Annotated in this window: 19 protein-coding genes and 1 riboswitch; of the genes, 11 read left to right on the top strand and 8 right to left on the bottom strand. The window is 57.2% G+C overall.

From position 1 onward, the window contains the following. The first annotated feature begins 18 nt into the window (after window positions 1-18). From ftsZ to A6F69_RS10935, 11 genes are all read left to right on the top strand, one after another. A complete protein-coding gene (gene ftsZ / locus A6F69_RS10985; protein ID WP_067601183.1) occupies window positions 19-1695 on the top strand; it encodes a cell division protein FtsZ in 1677 nt (558 codons plus the stop codon). 122 nt (window positions 1696-1817) lie between these two features. Next, on the top strand, window positions 1818-3125 hold the full coding sequence (locus A6F69_RS10980; protein ID WP_245638238.1) for an SPOR domain-containing protein: 1308 nt from the start codon (window positions 1818-1820) through the stop codon (window positions 3123-3125). A gap of 141 nt (window positions 3126-3266) precedes the next feature. Further along, window positions 3267-3773 carry a type III secretion system chaperone family protein gene (locus A6F69_RS10975; protein WP_067601180.1) on the top strand — a complete coding sequence of 169 codons (507 nt, stop codon included), beginning with the start codon at window positions 3267-3269 and terminating at the stop codon, window positions 3771-3773. 48 nt (window positions 3774-3821) lie between these two features. Further along, window positions 3822-4619, top strand: coding sequence for a pyrroline-5-carboxylate reductase family protein (locus A6F69_RS10970; protein ID WP_067601177.1), 798 nt, complete (start codon window positions 3822-3824; stop codon window positions 4617-4619). Window positions 4620-4732: 113 nt separating this feature from the next. Beyond that, a complete protein-coding gene (locus tag A6F69_RS10965) occupies window positions 4733-5473 on the top strand; it encodes a Bax inhibitor-1/YccA family protein (protein ID WP_067601174.1) in 741 nt (246 codons plus the stop codon). A 163-nt stretch (window positions 5474-5636) separates the two neighbouring features. Further along, complete coding sequence (locus A6F69_RS10960) at window positions 5637-6416, top strand: hypothetical protein (RefSeq protein WP_144573591.1); 780 nt, start codon at window positions 5637-5639, stop codon at window positions 6414-6416. A gap of 60 nt (window positions 6417-6476) precedes the next feature. Continuing rightward, window positions 6477-6678: riboswitch (cobalamin riboswitch) on the top strand. Window positions 6679-6831: 153 nt separating this feature from the next. Continuing rightward, window positions 6832-8751: a TonB-dependent receptor plug domain-containing protein gene (locus A6F69_RS10955; RefSeq protein WP_245638237.1), complete on the top strand. Its 1920-nt coding sequence runs from the start codon at window positions 6832-6834 to the stop codon at window positions 8749-8751. Between the two features lie 39 nt (window positions 8752-8790). Continuing rightward, complete coding sequence (cgtA, locus tag A6F69_RS10950) at window positions 8791-9861, top strand: Obg family GTPase CgtA (protein ID WP_067601165.1); 1071 nt, start codon at window positions 8791-8793, stop codon at window positions 9859-9861. A 4-nt stretch (window positions 9862-9865) separates the two neighbouring features. Continuing rightward, window positions 9866-10990 carry a glutamate 5-kinase gene (proB, locus tag A6F69_RS10945; protein ID WP_067601162.1) on the top strand — a complete coding sequence of 375 codons (1125 nt, stop codon included), beginning with the start codon at window positions 9866-9868 and terminating at the stop codon, window positions 10988-10990. An 8-nt stretch (window positions 10991-10998) separates the two neighbouring features. After that, window positions 10999-11913 (top strand): NAD-dependent epimerase/dehydratase family protein, encoded by a 915-nt coding sequence (locus A6F69_RS10940; RefSeq protein WP_067602989.1) that lies wholly within the window; start codon window positions 10999-11001, stop codon window positions 11911-11913. Between the two features lie 101 nt (window positions 11914-12014). Continuing rightward, a complete protein-coding gene (locus tag A6F69_RS10935; RefSeq protein ID WP_067601160.1) occupies window positions 12015-12425 on the top strand; it encodes a hypothetical protein in 411 nt (136 codons plus the stop codon). Between the two features lie 36 nt (window positions 12426-12461). Here A6F69_RS10935 and A6F69_RS10930 read toward each other — a convergent pair whose 3' ends face one another. The 8 genes from A6F69_RS10930 to A6F69_RS10895 form a co-directional block, all read right to left on the bottom strand. Further along, window positions 12462-13271, bottom strand: a complete 810-nt coding sequence (locus tag A6F69_RS10930; protein WP_067601157.1) for a phosphoadenylyl-sulfate reductase — start codon at window positions 13269-13271, stop codon at window positions 12462-12464. Then, window positions 13264-13716 carry a DUF934 domain-containing protein gene (locus A6F69_RS10925; protein WP_067601154.1) on the bottom strand — a complete coding sequence of 151 codons (453 nt, stop codon included), beginning with the start codon at window positions 13714-13716 and terminating at the stop codon, window positions 13264-13266. Before A6F69_RS10925 ends, A6F69_RS10930 begins: the two co-directional genes overlap by 8 nt. After that, window positions 13709-15343 (bottom strand): nitrite/sulfite reductase, encoded by a 1635-nt coding sequence (locus A6F69_RS10920; RefSeq protein ID WP_067601141.1) that lies wholly within the window; start codon window positions 15341-15343, stop codon window positions 13709-13711. The genes A6F69_RS10925 and A6F69_RS10920 overlap by 8 nt, the downstream gene beginning before the upstream one ends. A gap of 1 nt (window position 15344) precedes the next feature. Then, a complete protein-coding gene (locus A6F69_RS10915; protein ID WP_067601138.1) occupies window positions 15345-15641 on the bottom strand; it encodes a DUF2849 domain-containing protein in 297 nt (98 codons plus the stop codon). Then, entirely contained in the window at window positions 15638-16396 is a 759-nt protein-coding gene (cobA, locus tag A6F69_RS10910; protein ID WP_067601135.1) for a uroporphyrinogen-III C-methyltransferase, read from the bottom strand. Before cobA ends, A6F69_RS10915 begins: the two co-directional genes overlap by 4 nt. Window positions 16397-16493: 97 nt before the next feature. Continuing rightward, entirely contained in the window at window positions 16494-17606 is a 1113-nt protein-coding gene (locus tag A6F69_RS10905; RefSeq protein ID WP_067601132.1) for a mechanosensitive ion channel family protein, read from the bottom strand. Then, entirely contained in the window at window positions 17603-18811 is a 1209-nt protein-coding gene (gene metC / locus A6F69_RS10900) for a cystathionine beta-lyase (RefSeq protein ID WP_067601129.1), read from the bottom strand. Before metC ends, A6F69_RS10905 begins: the two co-directional genes overlap by 4 nt. Beyond that, window positions 18808-19650 (bottom strand): sulfurtransferase, encoded by an 843-nt coding sequence (locus tag A6F69_RS10895; RefSeq protein ID WP_067601126.1) that lies wholly within the window; start codon window positions 19648-19650, stop codon window positions 18808-18810. Before A6F69_RS10895 ends, metC begins: the two co-directional genes overlap by 4 nt. Window positions 19651-19680 lie beyond the last annotated feature (30 nt).

The raw sequence follows: 19680 nt of genomic DNA, 5'->3' as shown, positions 1-19680 counted from the left end.
CCGCCCGGAGGATAACCAATGAGTATCAATATCGGACCAGCCACCAGCGAAGACCATCGCCCGCGCATTACCGTTGTCGGTATTGGCGGTGCTGGCGGCAATGCCATTGCGAACATGATCGAGTCCGAGATCGAGGGCGTTGATTTCATTGTCGCCAACACCGACGCACAGGCGCTGTCCATGTCAAAGGCGGACGCCAAGATACAGCTTGGCCCGGACATTACCGGCGGTCTTGGAGCCGGCGCGCGACCCGAAGTCGGCAAGGCTGCAGCTGAAGAAACAGTCAAGGAAATTGAAGACGCGCTTGAAGGCGTGAACATGGTTTTCATCGCAGCCGGTATGGGCGGCGGTACAGGCACAGGGGCAGCACCGGTGATCGCAGAGGCCGCCCGCCGCAAGGGTGTGCTGACAGTTGGCGTGGTGACTAAACCGTTCCTGTTCGAAGGAACGCGCCGTATGCGTGCCGCTGAAGCGGGCATCGAAGAGTTGCAAAAGCATGTCGATACGCTGATCGTTATTCCGAACCAGAATTTGTTCCTGATTGCCAAGGCCGAGACGACTTTCAAGGAAGCCTTTGAGCTGGCCGATGAAGTTCTGCAGCAGGGCGTACGTTCAATCACTGACCTGATGGTCATGCCCGGCCTGATCAATCTCGACTTTGCTGACGTTCGCTCTGTTATGAGCGAAATGGGCAAGGCGATGATGGGTACGGGCGAGGCCGAAGGTGAAAGTCGTGCGCTGGATGCGGCTGAGCGTGCAATTGCCAACCCGCTCCTTGACGGTGTGAGCATGCAAGGCGCGAAAGGCGTTATCATCTCGATCATCGGTGGCGAAGACATGAAGCTGCTTGAGGTCGATGAGGCAGCCAATCACATTCGCGAGCTGGTGGATGAGGATGCCAACATCATTTGGGGTTCGGCATTCAATCCGGATCTTGACGGCAAGATCCGCGTGTCGGTTGTCGCGACGGGCATTGATCAAAGCGCGATGCCAGCGAAGACTGAAAGCGCGCCAATCAACCTCAGTGCTTCTCGTCCACCAAAGCGGCCGGTAATCGCTTTGTCGGAAGAGATGGCGGAGCCCGTCGAAGAGGCGGTGGTCGATGAACCGCTGGAACTGGCGATGGAAGCGCCAGAGGAGCCGGTGGCCGAGCAAGAGCCTGCATTCGAAGCGCAGGACGAGCCGGAATCAGAACCCATGTCAGAAACGGCAGGGACAGATGAGGAAGAACCCGCTGTCGAGCCCTTCGACCTGTCTGGAATGCAGGTCGGTGACGATATGGGCGAAAATGAAGAAGATGACGATGTCGATGGCATAGTCGATCCTCTCGCGGGAATGCGCAACGAAGAGAACGACCCCTATGCAGACCATCAGCCATTGGATCTGGCGTCTGGATCGGAACCAGTAGAGAGCGAAGAAGAACCTGCCGCCGAAGAGTCGGGCGAAGGCGGCCGCCGTCGTTCCCTGCTTGGCGGTGGCTCTGGCGCTTCGAGTGGTTCTGGCGCCTCTGCTGGTTCTGGGGGAGGCGAAACGGCTCCTTCCAGCGGTGGCGGCAGCACTTTGTTCGAACGGATGGCCAATCTTTCGCGCGGTGCCTCAAGCAGTGACGAGGATGACGAGGACGAGGATGATGGCGATGACGACGGCTCATCGCTCAGCATCCCACGTTTCCTTGGACGTCAGAATAACCAGTAATCTCGCACGCTCCATCGCACCATTCGTGCAAGGTTCACATCTTGGGCGCTATCGGCGCCTGGATATGAACGGTAATGGTATTCATGGCCCGAGCTGATCTTCGCACTCTGATTGTTGCGTCCATGGCTGGCGCAAGCATGCTGGGGTTGAAGCCTGTATACGGACAGGATTCGACCTCGCGCGAGGTCCGTCAGGCACTCCCCTCTGAAGAGGTCGAACAATTACGTACCGCATTGCAGCAGTTGGCGCGCAATCCACAAAGCGTCAGCGCGCTGGTGGAAGCCGGTGATGCCTCGCTTGCGGTCGGTGATTATAGCGCGGCCGAGGGGTTCTTCGCGCGTGCGCTTCAGCTTGATTCAGGGTCCGCCTCAGCCAAGTTGGGGCTAGCTTCGGTGTATCTCCGTACGAAGCAGCCTGTCTTGGCGCTGCAAATGTTCTCCGAAGCCGAACAAGCGGGCGCCTCCGTAGAGCCCATTCTGGGTGACTGGGGACTGGCGCAAGATCTGGTAGGAAATAATGAGCTTGCGCAGCAGAGCTATCGCACGGTGCTTGCGCGTGAGCCCAGTAACGAAATTTCCCGTCGGCTGGCTATTAGCCTGGCCATATCGGGCCAGCGCGAGGAATTCGAATCTACGCTGCGTCCGATGCTTGAACAGACTGACATGGCAGCTTTTCGTGCGCGTGCCTTCGGACTTGCGATCTTGGGCGATACTGATGCAGCGGGATCGCTTGCAACGCGCCTGCTTCCACGCGATCTGGCAAGCAGAATGGTCCCCTATCTCGAATACATGCCCCGCCTAACCAAGGCGCAACAAGCAGCTGCAGCGAATCTTGGAGTTTTCCCGCGAGCAGCAGAGATCGGTCGTGATGATCCCCGGATGGCTACACTAGGGCGAACTCAAGATGCGCGAGTAGCGCGCGCTGACGAACGTCTTGCGCCGCGCGGCACTCCGTTGGGGCCGCGGGTCGACAACACACCGCCTGGACCCGCAGGGGAGAGCAGGTTGGCACAAGTGGCGCGCGAGCAGGCGACAGTTGCCGATGCGTTCTCTGGTCTGATTGCGCCGGATGAACTACCCGAAACGACGACCGCGAGCGGCGCAGTAGATATATCTTCGATCGAAATTCCCCGGGAGCGCTCAGAGCCTGAGCCTCCCCAGAATCCCAGCCGACACTGGGTGCAAATGGCGACAGGTCGCGATATCTCGCGCTTGCAGTTCGATTGGCGCCGCATGATGAGTCGTGCGCCGGAATTGCTCGATGGGCGAGAGGCCTACACAACACGCTGGGGACAGGCGAACCGTTTGCTCACGGGCCCTTTCGACACACGTGATGATGCGCGCGAACTTGTGCGTGAGTTGCGGCGCCAAGGCTTTGACAGCTTCTCCTACACCAGTCCTGAAGGTGAAGAAATTAATATAATACAATAGTTTATTAAAGCTCCACAGCTTTCTGTGCACAGGCTTTGAACAAGCGAATTGGTTTCTCCCCAGCAGTAGTCATGGTCACCATTGCGTTAACCGCGGTGTCGAGGGCAATCAGCGTCAAATGCGAATTGAAAGCCCCCAAGCATGAGACCGCGCGAAGTTGATTATGGCAGCAACGATGATGCCGCTCCGGTAGAGATGCTCGCCGCATTGTTCGACGCGCGCGGTTGGGCATGCGAGATTATTAGTGATGAAGAAGTTGCTGGCGAAGTGCAGGGCAGCTGGGCGAAGTACCAGATCAAGGCGATCTGGCGCAGCCAGGATAATGTGCTGCAGTTGATTTGCCTGCCCGATATTCGTGTCACCGATGAGAAACGTCAGAACGCATATGAATTGCTCGCCATGGTCAATGAACAGATGTGGCTCGGCCATTTCGATATCTGGTCGAATGGCAGCGTGCTGCTTTATCGTCACGGTGCGTTGCTGGGCGATGAGGGGCTGCTGAGCATCCAGCAAGCGCAGGCGCTGATCGAAACCGCGATTGATGAATGCGATCGCTTCTATCCAGCATTCCAGTTCGTGTTATGGGGCGACAAAAGCCCACGCAGTGCATTGGAAAGCGCGATGGTTGATGCGTTGGGTGAAGCCTGAATTCCGCGCAGCCTTGAGCGAGCCGGCGGCTGATGTAGAAGACAGCCGATGAAAATACTTATCTACGGATATGGCAAGATGACGGCTGCCATGGTCGAAGGCTGGCTTCGCGCGGGGATGGATGCTGGAGATATCGCAGCGTACAATCCACGACCCAAGGATACTGCGCCAGGCGTTTCACTAACCACTGAGCCGCCAAAAGCTGGCTTTGACGCCGTAGTCCTCGGTTTCAAGCCACACATGCTTGGCGATATCGCGCCCAACATGCAGGATATTGTTGGCCCGGGCACGATGGTTTTGTCGGTCTTGGCAGGCATCACGCTTGATCAGTTGGAGGCAGCGTTTCCACATGCGAAGGCCCATGTGCGGTTCATGCCCAATCTGGCGGTGGCGCTGGGCAAATCACCAAATGTGCTCGCTGCAAGCGAGCTTGCCGAGGCTGATCGTCGGGCAGTGACCGAGCTGGCGAGCATGCTGGGCAGCGCGGAATGGCTAGACGACGAGAGCCTTTTTGACTTAGCCACCGCGCTTGCAGGTTCGGGACCCGGCTTTGTTTACCGATTTATCGATGCGCTGGCGGATGCTGCATGCGAACTCGGGCTGCCGGCCGACATGTCAGTCAGGCTTGCGACCTCGATGGTCGATGGTGCCGGCGCACTCGCAGCGCATTCAGACTTTTCCCCCGCCGAGCTGGCAGCAAGAGTCGCCAGTCCTGGCGGAATGACGCGTGAGGGATTGAATGTGCTGGATGAAGGCAAGGCATTGAAATTGCTTCTTTTAGAGACTCTGCGTGCTACGGCCGATCGCGGTCTTGAGTTGTCCAGATTGGCCGGGAAGCAGGCTTAACCTGTTGCATCCTTTGCAATCCGGTTTTCCTTGAAAATCACTCGCAAAAGCACGATATTCTACCGTGATGGCGCTAGATGTGCGCCCGTTTTACTATTGGAGTTACAACTACCATGGCTGATTGGAACGAACCCCGGAGCATGGAGCAGCAGGAGGCCGCCTTTACCGGCGCGTCCGTACCGCGCTCAGGGACAGTGTTTGATGCCGGCCTGCGCAAGCACATGCTCTCGATCTATAATTACATGACCTCGGGCATTTTGCTGACGGGTGTTGTGGCGCTGCTTACCTTTAACTCGGGCCTGGTCTACAGCCTTGTCGGAGGTCCGCTGATGTGGATCGTTGCCCTTTCGCCATTGGCGATTGTGTTTGCGATGAGCTTTGGCCGCAATCGCTTTAGCAAAGGCACTTTGCAGCTGATGTTCTGGGCGTTTGCGACGCTGATGGGGCTTTCGATGTCGTTCATCTTCCTCCGTTTTACGGGCGAATCGATTGCGACGACATTCTTTGCCACCTCTGCGGCTTTCGCCGGGCTTAGCCTGTTCGGCTATACCACCAAAAAAGATCTCTCAGGCTGGGGCAGCTTCCTGATCATGGGTGTTGTTGGGCTGCTTGTTGCAATGCTGCTCAACATCTGGCTACAGTCGCCGGCACTGATGTGGGCGGTCAGCTTCATTGGTGTGCTGATCTTTGCGGGTCTTACCGCTTACGACACGCAACGCCTGAAACAGGAATATGCTTATCTGCGCGGCACCGAGTTCGCGGGCAAGGCCGTAATCCTGGGCGCACTGAGCCTGTATCTGGACTTCATCAACATGTTCCAGTTCCTGCTCTCGTTTATGGGATCGCAGGAGTAACGACATCGCTCGGACCAATTCGCTGCAATAGCATCTGGTCGCAGAAACGAGTCAATTCACCGATGCCCGAGGTGCACTGAGCATCTCGGGCATTTTCTTTGGGCAAATTCGGCGGTAGACCTACCCAAAGATTAACTTTCGGGATTCAGGCGAAGTTAGGGATATGCTTCGTATTCTCCCAGAGAGTGAAACGAGAGGGACGCGTGAAATGAGCCAGTCGGGCGTTGGAAAACTCAAAATTGTTGCCGTTGTGGTGGTTAGCGCAGCCGTGGCAGCTTGCGGATCTTCGGCTCCGCCGCCGCCGCCAGTTGTTTATGCGCCGCCGCCGCCGCCACCCAAGATCGTGATCCCACCACGCCCAACCGCGCCGGCAGGCGCATTTGCCACGATGGCCGTTCCGCAAATAGCGGAAAATGGCGTACGCCAGACTGTGAATTACGGTATTTCCGATGAGCAAAAGCTTTGGAATGTGCGTTCTGGCCTGAACGTTGCTGCACTAAATTGTCGCAGCAATGAGCACATTTCGCTTGCAGATAATTATCGCGCATTCCTGCAGAAGCATCGTCGTCAATTGTCGCGAACCAATCGGGACCTTGCTTCGCAGTATCGCGCAGAGCACGGACGCCGCTATCGCGATGCGCAGGACGCCTACATGACGCGTGTATATAATTACTTCGCGTTACCTCCTGCACTTCCGGCGTTCTGTGATGTTGCACACGAGATTGGCCAGGAAATCGTCAATGTCCCGTCGGGTCAGCTACACATATTCACGGAATCAGCACTCCCGCGCATGGAGGCGGTGTATGAAGAATTCTTCTCCGCCTATGAGAAATACCGTGTAGATTTGGCAGCTTGGGAAGCGCAGTATGGGCCAAATAGAAGTCCGGTGACGATGGAGGCCAATTATGGCCCCCAGCCAAACGAGACCGCACAGAGTAACTGATCCATCCTGGGTCTTCAAAGGGGCGTGGTGTGAGCTTGCACCGCGCCCTTTTGCTATCTACTGCAAGGCCAGCGAACCGGTAACGGGAATGCGGTGAGGGCAAGACGCCCAATTCCGCAGCTGTCCCTGCAACTGTAAGCGGTGAGCATCTGTTTCGCGCGCCATAGGTACGGCGCACCCACTGGATCCGAGGTGGTCTGGGAAGGGGAAGCAGAGGCACTGACCCGTGAGCCAGGAGACCGACCGGAGCGCGTCGCTCTTTGCCCGGCTCAGGGATTGGCCAGGCGCGGAAGGACTTTCGTTCAGAGCGACGATTCCGGGACCCCGCGAGCCTTGCTCGCGAGGCCCGTCGCTTTGGAACGGGAGTTTATTGATGAGAATACGAAGTTTGATTTCTGCCTTAGGAGGCGCGGCGTTGACTCTAGCTGCGCCTGCTTTGGCGCAGGACGCTGGTTCTCCTGATGCAGAGGTCGATGGGAAAGCGGTTGAGCTTGTACTTGCAGAGCCAGTTCCGGCCAACATCCTTATTGTAGCCACACGGTCTGACGATGAGATTACGACTGAGAGCTATATCGGGTCCTCGACTGTCCTGACCCCGTTGCAGATTGAACAGCGTCAGGTTCGTGATGTGGCTGATGTACTGCGCGACGTGCCGAGCATGGCGGTTGCCAGTGTTGCGGGCCAGACCCAGCTCCGCTTGCGCGGTTCGGAAGCCAACCACGTCATGGTGCTGGTTGATGGGATCGAAGTCTCTGACCCCTTCGCTGGTGAGTTCGACGTCGGCACACTTCAAGCTGAGATTGGTAGCCGCATCGAAGTGCTGCGCGGTCCGCAATCGGCGCTCTATGGATCTGATGCGATTGGAGGTGTGGTTGCATACGGCAGCGGCCAGTTTGAAGGCGCTTCAGCCTGGATTGAGGGTGGTTCGGACAGCACATTCAACGGCGCAGCACGCGTCGGTACGCGCGGTGATCGTTGGAATGCATCACTATCCGGCTTGGTTGTAAGCAGCGATGGCGAACCAAATGCCCGCAATGGCGCACGCGATATCGGGCGCGACAGCTACACGCTTTCCGGCAATAGCTCGGTCGATGTTGCTCCTGACCTTACCTTACGCGCTGTCGGGCGTTTCGTTCGTACCGAAGGCGATTTCAACGACACCGATTTCGATCCAACCAGCCCGACATTTGGCTTTGTGATCGACAGCCCGGATACCCGGTTCGAGAATGAAGCGGTTTATGCGCTGGTTGGCGCACGATTGGAAACCATGCGCGGCGATTGGATGAACGACCTATCCGTCCAAGTTGCGGACATAGCTCGCGACACCTTCGGGCCCTTTGGAAGGACGTCAGGAAGCGACGGCGATAGACTCAAGGCATCCTATGTCTCTTCTCTCGGCCTTGGTTCATACGGCAATGAACACCAACTGACCTTCGCCGCAGATTGGGAGCGCGAACGGTTTCGCAATGACGATCCGTTCGATTTTGCGTTTACCGGACGCCGTTCGATCGAGAATGTCGGGATTGCGGGCGAATATCGCTTTGCGTTTGAGCGTTTCGATTTCTCAGCCGCCGCTCGGCACGACATCAATGATCGATTTGCTGACGAAACGACGTTTCGTATTGGTGCAGGCATCGATGCGAGTGAACATACGCGTCTGCGGGTAAGCTACGGCACGGGTATCAAGAACCCGGGGTTCTTCGAGCTATTCGGGTTCTTCGATGGGCGTTTCATCGGCAATGCGGATCTGTCGCCGGAGAGGTCAGAGAGCTGGGAAGTCGGTATTGATCAACTTCTGGCTGAAGGTGCCATCACTTTGTCTGTGACCTATTTCGACAGCCGCTTGAAGGACGAGATCTTCACAACATTTCCCGCTCCAGATTTCATCGCCACCCCAGCCAATCGCGACACGCTGTCCAAGCAGCAAGGCGTTGAATTAAGTGCGAAAGCTCAACTGAACGATCAGATCACATTTGATGCAGCCTATAGCTGGCTCGATGCGAAGGAAGATGGTGTGGAAGAGGTGCGTCGGCCGGGCAATATCGCCTCTGCCGCGCTTAACTGGACAGCGCCTGACGGTGCGGCAAATGCCACGCTGATTGTGCGGTACAATGGTGCGACCGATGACGTTGCCTTTACTGACCCAAGCTTCATTCCTTTGATTGAGCGGCTGGACAGCTACACCTTGATCAATTTCAACGGCGAGGTTCGGCTGACAGAACGCTTGCGTCTCTTTGGGCGGGTCGAAAACCTGCTCGATGAAGCATATGAGCAGGTCTTCAGCTTTGTCTCCCCTGGTCGTAGCGCGGCAATCGGCATTCGGGCGGACTTCTAAAACGCTCGCTTTTTTCGAGGAAATGCATAGGTAGCGCCCATGCATTTTCTCGACCAAGCCAAGATCTATCTCAAATCCGGCGCTGGCGGCCCTGGGGCCGTCAGTTTTCGCCGTGAGAAATATATCGAATATGGCGGCCCGGATGGTGGAAACGGCGGCAAGGGCGGTGACATCGTTTTTAAGGCTGTGGCCGGGCTCAATACGCTGATCGATTTCCGTTACACGCAGCATTTCAAGGCTAAACGCGGGATGCACGGGCAAGGTAAGGATCGCACTGGCGCGGGCGCACCCGACCTGGTGATTGAAGTGCCTGTCGGCACGCAAGTTCTGTCGGATGACAAGGAAGAGATTCTCGCTGACTTCACGGAGATTGGTCAGGAAATCGTTTTTCTGGAAGGCGGCTTGGGCGGACGGGGAAACGCCAGTTACAAAAGTGCGACCAACCGTGCACCGCGCCAGCATCAGCCAGGTGAGCCGGGCGAAGAGATGTGGGTTTGGCTGCGGCTGAAGCTGCTCGCCGACGTGGGGCTTGTTGGCCTGCCCAATGCTGGCAAATCGACCTTCATCAATGCCGTATCCAATGCAAAGGCGAAGGTCGGCGATTACGCCTTCACCACGCTGATACCGAAATTGGGTGTTGTGCGTCATAAGGGGCGCGAGTTTGTCTTGGCGGATATTCCTGGCCTGATCGAAGGCGCGGCTGAAGGTGCAGGCATTGGCGATCGGTTCCTAGGTCATATCGAACGTTGTCGGGTGCTAATTCATTTGATCGATATCACCGGCCAAGGCGCGCAGGACCCGGTTGAGGCCATGCGCGTGGTCGAGGATGAACTCGCAGCCTATGGAGGCGGGCTGGAGGACAAGCCGCGTCTGGTTGCGCTAAACAAACTTGATCTCGCCGATTCTGAATTGGCGGCTGAATTCGCGAAGGAACTCAGGTCGGCGGGGGCGGACGATGTATTCCCAATCTCCGGCGCCACGGGCGAAGGTATCGACGCGCTGATGGATGCAGTGCTTGGATATCTGCCTGAACGTACATCGACCGAGACCAAGGGTCATGAGGTCGAAGATATTGAGGAAGAGGAGGGCGGCGAATGGTCGCCCATTTGATCTAATGTCGTTCACTTCGCTTAGTGAGCTGACATCCTGCCGCCGCCTGGTGGTGAAGATTGGCAGTGCTTTGCTGATTGACGGTGGTGAACCGCGCGAGGCGTGGCTCGGTAAACTGGTTCAGGATCTGGTGAACCTGCGCGCGCAAGGCATCGAAATTGTTGTGGTTAGCTCTGGCGCGATCGCACTTGGCGCAGCGAAGTTGAAACTGCCGGGCGGTGGACGCGCCAATCTCGCCGATGCCCAGGCTGCAGCGTCCGTGGGTCAAATTGCGCTTTCAGGATTGTGGGCAGAGAAGTTCAATCAATTCGGTCTTACTGCCGCGCAAATGCTGCTGTCACTCAGTGACCTGGAAGACCGGCGACGCTATCTCAACGCATCTGCCACGCTTGCGCGACTGCTACAGACCGGCGCGGTGCCGGTCATCAACGAGAATGACAGCGTCGCAACCGAAGAAATACGATTTGGCGACAATGACCGTTTGGCAGCGCGCGTCGCGCAAGCGGCGGACGCTGATGGAGTGCTGTTGCTGTCTGATGTGGATGGTCTTTATGACCGCCACCCCAAACAGGCTGGTGCGCAGTTCATTGGGCGCGTGAACGGGATCACACCTGAAATCCTGGCTATGGCGAGCGGAGAATCGTCCTCAGGCATGGGGTCAGGCGGAATGGTTTCAAAATTGCAGGCTGCACAAATTGCGGAGCGTGCCGGGATCACGCTTGCGATAATCGATGGAACGCAGCCTGCACCGATTGCCACTGCCGTTAGCTCGGACCACGGCACCGTTTTCATCCCTCAGCGCAGCGATACCGCGCGTAAGGCCTGGTTGGGTGGACGCCTGACGTCAGAGGGTGTGCTAACGGTCGATGCCGGTTGCGCAAAGGCTTTGCTCAACGACGGAGCAAGTGTTCTAGCTGTAGGCGTTACAGCGGTTGACGGTTCGTTTGAGCGCGGATCGCTGGTGGAAGTGCACGACCCGGACGGTAAAGCTATTGCTAAGGGGCTGGTCGAATACGATTCGGTGGTTTGCCGCAGGATCGCCGGCATGCGCGAGGACTTTCAGGCCAAGACTTTGGGTTATGCACCGCGCGCCGCCGTCGTCCACCGTGACCACATGGTGCTGTTGTGAGCGGCGAAGTGCCTATCGCTATCACAGGGGGAACCGGCTTCGTCGGGCAGGCGGTGCTCGATGAGACAATGCACCGTAATCAGCCGGTCAATGTGCTTGTTCGCCGTGCTACAGATCATCGTCATACGCGCGTTGAATGGGTAATGGGCGATCTCTCCAACGCCCACGCACTTGGCCATCTGGTTGCTGGGACCAGGGCGGTAATCCATATCGCGGGCCTTACCAATACACCCGATCTGGAGGAGTTTGAGGCGGCCAACGTCGCGGGCACGGAGAATGTTATCTCTGCGGCCAAGCAGAACGGCGTGAAGCGGTTTGTATTTGTATCCTCACTTTCGGCTCGAAAGCCCGAACTGTCCGCCTATGGTGCATCAAAGGCTGCAGCAGAAGAGCTGGTCAGGACAAGTGGTCTCGATTGGACGATAGTCCGCCCACCTGCGGTTTATGGACCACGTGACGGCGACATGTTCGAGCTATTCCGGACTGCGTGCATGGGATTTGTTCCTTTGCCGCCGGGTGGTGCGACTTCGATTATCCATGTGGCTGATCTAGCCCGACTTTTGCTAGATCTGGTAGACGCGCAGCCAGCGCTGGTACGCAAGAAGGTGTTCGAGCCGGACGATGGACGTGAAGGTGGCTGGAGCCACAAGGAAATGGCGAAGGCCATCGGAGCATCTGTTGGCAGACGCGTGGTCGCGCCGCATCTGCCACGCGCGATTTTGCAAGGGGCGGCGAGCCTCGATAAACTGTTTCGCGGTTCCAAAGCCAAAATCACGCAGGATCGCGTAAGCTATATGTGCCACCCGAATTGGGTGGCGCGAATGGACCGGAAGGTCCCGAATAGTGTTTGGCAACCGCAGATCGCCGGTCGTCAAGGCTTCAAAGAGACTGCTGACTGGTATCGCCGCGAAGGCTGGCTTTAGCCATTAGCTTGGAGTCCCATCCATTTCGTCATAAGCTGCGCGCGGGATCGCGAATCACGATGGCGGTATTGCCCGCCAATTGAGTCACGAAGGGGGATTTCATGAAGAAGTTTATCGCTCTCGCCGCGGTTGCAGCATTGGCTGCATGCGCACAGCCAGAAACCGCGACAGAAGAGGAAGCGACTGAAGAGGTAGCTGAAACAGGTCCGATTGCTGCTGACGGATTGCCAACACCTGCAACTTATCGTGTGACGCTCGCTAATGGCGATGTCATCATGGAGGAAGTCCGCGAAGATGGGACCTACACGGCGACGATGGCAGATGGCAGCACCGAATCCGGTACGTGGTCTCAACCTTCGCCTGATGTCTATTGCACAACTTCTGATGAAGAAGGTGCAGAGGAAGACTGCAACGACGAAATGATCGATGAAAACGGTGTGTGGGTTTCGAAGGATCGCGAGAGCGGCGAAACCGCAACTGTTGAGCGCGTCGTCGAAGAAGCTACCGAATAATGTTAAGCGGGGCGTCGCCTTTGGCGCCCCGCAAACTCACAAGAACGGCTCGTAGCCCGGCGGCAGCTCGCCATCTTCGGTGAGCGGCGTGTGAATGCCGCATTCCGTCTTGTCCCAGCCTTTCCAGCGGCCTGAACGCGGATCTTCACCCGGGGCGACCTTGTGCGTGCAAGGACTGCAGCCGATCGACGGGAACCCCTTTGATACCAACGGGTGCTGCGGCAGATCGTGCATCACGAAATAGGCGGCGATCTTGCTCGCATCCCAATCGATCAGCGGATTGATCTTCAAGCGGCCTTGCGCATCCGAGGTGTCAATCTCGAAGCGTGGCAGATTGGCGCGGGTCGATGACTGGAACGCTTTTCGCCCAGTGAAGCTTGCGTCATAATTCGCGAGCGCCTTTCCCAGTGGCTTTACTTTGCGGATCTCGCAGCACCCATCCGGGTCATATGACCAGCGCAGGCCTGTTTCATCTTTGGCCTGAAGCTCTTCTACATCAGGATACAGATTGATGAGATTGGTCAGGCCCAGACGTTCTGTCAGATCATCGCGATAGGCAAGCGTTTCGGGAAAGTGCTTACCTGTCTCAAGGAATAACACTGGCACGCTTGGATCGATGCTGCCAATCAGGTGGAGCAAGACCGCACTTTCAGCACCGAAACTGGATACGGCAGCTATATCGCCCGCAAGCCGGTCCTTGATCACGGCTTCCAGCATCTCTTCAGTCGAAGAGCCGCGGAACATCCGGTTCAATCGCACCGCGTCATGCTCGGTAAAGCGCGGACCAGTGTCGATCCGGTCAATTTGGCGGTCGTCGGCCCGGATGTTCTGCGCAGGCTTATTCATGGCGCAGCTCGGGGATCGGGCGGCGGCCGTCGGCCGCGTGTTGATAAACATTCTCCCAGCGCGCGAATGCAGCTTGGGCATCATCTTCATCAAGCGGACTATCGGGGGCGAACGCGTCAAAACCGCACCGCCGCATATAGGCAAGCTGGTCGACTAAGACGTCACCTACCGCACGCAGTTCGCCTGCATAACCGGCTTCGCGCAGCACGCGCGCTGAGGAATAGCCGCGCCCGTCGCCAAACACGGGAAAGTTGACTTCGACCAGCTGCAAGCGATCTAGAAAGGGCAGCAAGTCGCGCGCATCGTCGCCCGGCTCAATCCGTACAGCGACCGCATTGGTCTGCTCAAGGAAGCTGTCGACAGTTACCTGTGCGTGATCGGCTACTTCGTCATCTCGAAAGCGAAATTGCACGTCGTCTGGGCTGGTTCCGAGAACTTCAGTCATAAAGTGCCTCCTTGAACGGCTCCATGCCGATCCGGCGGTAGGTGTCGAGGAAACGTTCACCTTCAGTGCGTTGAGCGAGATAGATGTCGGTCACGGTCTCAACCGCATTGACGATACCTTCTTCGTCGAAACCGCGGCCGGTGATCTTCGCGAGCGCTGTATCCTCAGCTTCGCTGCCACCCAGCAGTAGCTGGTAATTCTCGACGCCCTTCTTATCGACGCCGAGGATGCCGATATGCCCGGCATGGTGGTGCCCGCATGCATTGATGCATCCGGAAATCTTCAGCTTCAGCTCACCCAATTCGTGCGTGCGACCTTTTTTTGCGAAGCGATCAGAAATTTGCTGCGCAATGGGGATCGAACGCGCATTGGCGAGGCTGCAATAGTCGAGGCCGGGGCAGGCGATAATATCCTCGATTGTGTCAAGGTTTGGTGAGCCAAGACCGGCCGCATCCAGTTGGCCCCACAGCGCGTGCAAGTCCGTGATCTTTACATGCGGCAGAACAATGTTCTGCGTGTGTGTGACGCGGCTCTCGTCAAAGCTGTACTCCTTGGAAAGCTCAGCCATCAAATGCATCTGCTCAACGGACGCATCGCCGGGAATGCCGCCTACCGGCTTCAGGCTGATCACTGCGCTGACATAGCCCGGCGCCTTGTGCGGATGGGTGTTGGTATCGACCCAAAGCGCGAAGTCAGGGTCCGAGCGATCGATTTCCGTCGACAGATCCGCTTCGAACGCGGGGTCCGCGAAGTAAGGCTTGATCCGCTCCAGCTCAGCCAGCGGCGGTTCAATGCCTTGCTCCAGCATATGCGCGAATTCTTCTTCGACCTGACGCGTGTATTCGTTCGCGCCCAATTCGTGGACCAGGATCTTGATCCGCGCCTTGTACTTGTTGTCGCGGCGGCCATAGCGGTTGTAAACGCGCAGGCATGCCTCGGCATAGGTAATCAGCTGATCTAGCGGCACAAAATCGCGAATGCAGGGCGCAATCATTGGGGTGCGACCCATACCGCCGCCAACATAGAAACGCGCGCCGATCTCACCCGCTTCATTCTTGACGATCTGAATGCCGATATCGTGCAGCTTCATCGCTGCGCGGTCTTTCTCAGCCGCGATAACAGCGATCTTGAACTTGCGCGGGAGGAAGCTGAATTCCGGATGGAAGCTGGACCATTGGCGTAGCAGCTCTGCGTAAGGGCGCGGATCGATCAATTCGTCAGCCGCTGCTCCAGCGAAATGATCAGAGCTGATGTTGCGAATGCAGTTACCGCTGGTCTGGATGGCGTGCATCTCGACCTTGGCTAGATCAGCGAGCAGGTCCGGCGCTTCCTCCAGCTTGATCCAGTTGTACTGGATATTCTGACGCGTGGTGAAATGCCCATAACCGCGGTCATACTTCTCTGCGATGTCTGCCAGCGCGTGCATTTGCGCGGAGTTGAGCGTGCCATACGGGATCGCAACGCGCAGCATATAGGCGTGTAGTTGCAAATAAAGGCCATTCATCAAGCGCAGCGGGCGAAATTGCTCTTCGCTGATCTTGCCTTCCAGCCGACGACGCGTTTGGTCGCGGAATTCCTCGACGCGGGTGTCGACCATGGCTTGGTCATATTGGTCATACTGGTACATGCTAAATCACCCAATCCATGGCTTCGGGGTCTTTGGGTTTGAGCGTCAGGTCCGGCCGCACTGTGGGGCCAAGCGCGCGGACGCGGTCCTTGATATGGGCAGGCCGTACACCATTGTCGTCACGGGTCGCATCGAGCGCATAGGCTGAATTCACGCGGCGGCCAGATTGCTCGCGTGCCATGATCTCATCAGCCTGCTCGCCAACATCGACTGCGTCGTCGACATAAAGCGACCAACTGGTGCCGTCCCACCAGACAACTGCACCTGACTTCAAATCATTTCCTGTGAGGATCTTCACCGTTGCGCCTCCTGAGCGATTTGCGCGAGCGAGGCATTGTCACGCGCAGTTACTTCGCCAATCACGATCAGCGCCGGGCTCTTTACTGCGTGCAGGTCAACCAGCTCTGGCAGACCCGCCAGCAGGCCGCGAATAACGCGCATCTCTGGTCGGGCTGCGTTTTCAATGATGGCCACGGGCATTTCAGGGGCAAGCCCGTCTTCCATCAGCTTTTCGGCAATCTGAGGAGAGGTCTTCACGCCCATGTAGATCACCAGCGTGCGACCCTTCCCCGCGAGGCCTGACCAATCCTGATCTGAAAGACCTTTGCATTGGCCAGCAACAAAGCTGACGATGCTGGATGCATCGCGGTGGCTCAAAGCGATCTGTGCAGCTGCAGCCGCGCCATTGGCAGCACTGATACCCGGCACGATTTCAACGTGTACGCCCGCTGCGCGCGCATCCTCTGCCTCTTCGCCGCCGCGACCGAAAATCAACGGATCACCGCCTTTGAGGCGCACGACGTCGCGGCCAGCCTGCGCTTCGCGGATCAGCAATGCGTTGATTTGATCCTGCGGCAGCGTGTGCTTTGAGCGCTGCTTTGCGACAGAGATAAGCTCCGCATCATCGCGTGCCAGCGCAAGGATGGCGGGATCAACCAGCCCGTCATGGACGATGATTTGAGCGCTCTCGATGAGACGCGCTGCGCGCAGGGTCAGCAGGTCGGGGTCACCTGGCCCTGCGCCAACGAGGTATATGGTTCCGGGGTTTGCCATGCACGCGAGATGATGCATCGACCGCAAACCCGCCAGCGAGAATGGATTTTATGCCGCGTAGGAAACCTATATGCGCCGGGTTGTAACCGAAATAACTCTATGAGTTAGAGCCGTTTTCAGCCCGATTCCCAAGTGCTTCGATCAGTTTCTCGAACTGCTTGTTGGTGCGCAGATTGAGATCGCGTTGCGGGAATGGGATCTCTACGCCATGCTCTTTGAACAGTTCCCAAATGCGCGTGTAAACATCAGAGCGGATATTGGCGATCCCCTCTTCAGGATCTTGAATCCAGAATCGCACTTCGAAATCTACCGAGCTGTCACCAAACCCCATCAGATTGACGCGAGGTTTGGGCGTGGCCTGTACGCGAGGAACATCGTCAACAGCCTGATAGAGCAAGCGGCTGACCAATTCCAAATCGCTGTCATAAGAAACGCCAATGGGCGCCTTCACCCGCACATCCTTTGAGCTGTATGACCAGTTGACGACCTGATTGATCATCAGGTTTTCGTTGGGAATGAGGTGTTCTGTCTGATCACGGGTGATCACGGAGATCGCGCGAATGCCTATTTTGCGAATCTGGCCGATCGCTTCGTTGCCTGCCTGATCTGTTACGGAGATGACGTCCCCCGGCTTGATCGACTTGTCGAGCAAGAGGATGATTCCAGAGATCAGGTTACCAAAGGTTTTCTGTAGGCCGAAACCGATGGCCAAACCAAACGCGCCTCCGAAAAAGGCAAGGGCGGTCAAGTCAATGCCGAGTAAATCTATCCCGATCAGGAACGCGAGAGCCCATATAGCCACTGTGCTAAGCTTCTCGGCCAGCAGTTTCTGCGTACTGTCAAAGCGGGTTATTCGTTTGATAAGACTGCGGCTTAGCCTGATGGCCATCCACGCAGCAGTCATGACCAGTAAGACAACCCCGACAGCAAGGAACACATCAAGCAACGAGATGCGCAAGTTGCCGATTTCGAAGGCTATCTCACTCATCCATTCGAGGAAGGCGCCAGCAGTCTCGCTCTTTTCTCCAACCCCTTCCACGAACTCGCCCGACGCTTCGATGACTTCCACGGGTTCTTTGACTGTGTCGGGCACGGATTCATCTGTTGAAGGTGCAGCACCTGTATTCGTATCGTCTGCGGCGTCCTCTGTGATTGTGGACTGATCCTCGACATCGGTAACATCAGCTGGAAGAGTTGCTGCGGTGGTCATGCGTTGTCCATTTTTTCAAAACCTTGCGACAGGTCAGCGATCAAATCGTCGGGATCTTCTAGCCCTATCGAAAGTCTAACGCCAAGTCTGTCATTCTGGTCCCACGTCTGCGGCGGCCAACTGGAGTTGCTGCGAATGGCGGCAGGGTCAAATGGCAAGGCCAGGCTCTCGAAACCGCCCCAGCTATAGCCGATCCCGAACAACTCGAGACTGTCGACCAAACGCGCACGAGCGGCTTCGTCACGGCCGTTCAAGACGAAACTGAACAGCCCGCATCCGCCGGTAAAATCTCGGCTCCATAAATCATACCCTGCGTCGCCTGGCATCATGGGGCAAAGGACATGCGCCACTTCTGATCGGGATGCGAGCCATTCGGCGACCCTGAGCGCGGATTTGGTGCTCTTTTCCAGTCGAACCTGCATCGTCCGAAGACCGCGCAACATCAGCGACGCATCATCGGGTGAAACAACGTGCCCCAATTGCTGGCTGGTAAGGCGCAGCGAACGGTGCCAACGCTCTCCCGCGCTGGCAGAGCCCATCATCACATCCGAATGTCCGCTGATATGCTTGGTCAGGCTCATCACGCTGATATCGCAACCGTGGGAGAGCGCTGCAAAGCCCAGTGATGTGGCCCATGTATTGTCGATAAGGCTGACCGCATCGCGTCTACGTGCGATGGCCGCCATGGTCGGGATATCGCAAACCTCCATTGTCAAGCTGCCCGGGTTCTCAAGCCATACTGCGCGGGTTTTCGCGCAAAATGCGGCTTCGTAGGCCTCAAGATCCAATGGATCGAAGAAGCGATGCTCCACACCCCATTTCTTCAACAGGCCCATCGCAGTCAGGCGGCTGGGCTCGTAAGAGTTGTCGCTTACTAGCAGCACGTCACCGGGGCGCAGCACCGCCATCAAAGCACCGACAATCGCGGCCACGCCGCTGGGATAGAGCACGGTGCCATCTGCGCCGGGCTCAATCTCTGTAAGCGCTTCGGCAAGCGCCCACTGCGTTTGTGCACCGCGTCGGCCATAGTAGTGGACGCCGTCCTTATTGTTCTTGAGCGTCTCTTTGCGTTCCGCTTCGCTCGCATAGAGATGCGTGCTGGCACGCACGACCGGCGGATTGACGACCCGGCCCGTCCACTCTTCGCGCCGACCCGCTTCGACCAGCTTTGTAGCCGGTTTCTTATCCTCGCTATCCCTCTTCACGAATCCACCGTGGCTTTGGGTGTGTCAGGATCGCTGCCCCAATCGAGCCAGCTCCCGTCGTAAAGCGCGGTGTCGTCGCGACCCGTAAGATGCAGAGCGAAAAGCAGGACGCAGGCGGTTACGCCACTGCCGCAAGTCGTGATCACGGGCTTGTCAGGCATAATGCCTGCATCGCTTAAGGCCTGCCGCAGTTCATCGATCGATTTATAAGTGCCGTCATGATTGAACAGAGTGGCAAATGGCAAATTGCAAGAACCGGGGATGTGACCAGTCGGCTGTCCATGCACGGTGTCTTCTGTAGTGCCAGAGAAACGCCCGGGATCCCGGGCATCGACTACCTGTGCGACTTCGCTCTTTATGTTCGACAGCATATCTTGCTTAAGGCGAATGCGCTCCGGCGCTTGCAAATCGAAATGATCTTTTGGTTGCGCGTTGGTTTCGCCGCTTTCAACCAACCGATCCTCGAACTTCCACTTCGCAATCCCGCCATCGAGGATTGAAACATCTTCCAGCCCATGCGCCCGGCACAGGAACCATGCTCTTGCTGCAGTCTTAACCGGGCTGTCATCGTAGAAAACGATCCGGCTGTTGCAGTCCGCACCGCAAGCCGCCAGTGCAGCGGTCAATTGTTCAGGGCGAGGCAGCGCCTGAGGCACGTCAGACGTGTCGTCCACAAGTTTGGCCAAGTCGAGAAAGCGCGCGCCAGGAATATGAGCCGAACGAAATTCGTCCTGAGCGTTCCGTCCGGTGCCCGGCAAATGAAGGGAGGCGTCAAGTACGACGAGGTCCTCCGCATCAAGCTCTCTTGCGAGCCAATCTGTTGAAACCAGGCTGTCCATTGCAGGAGGACTAGCCGCGATGCACGCGCG

Source organism: Altererythrobacter ishigakiensis (genome assembly GCF_001663155.1).
GTDB lineage: Bacteria > Pseudomonadota > Alphaproteobacteria > Sphingomonadales > Sphingomonadaceae > Erythrobacter > Erythrobacter ishigakiensis.
Note: the sequence above shows the minus strand (reverse complement) of the source record. Positions and strands in the feature narration are given on the sequence as shown.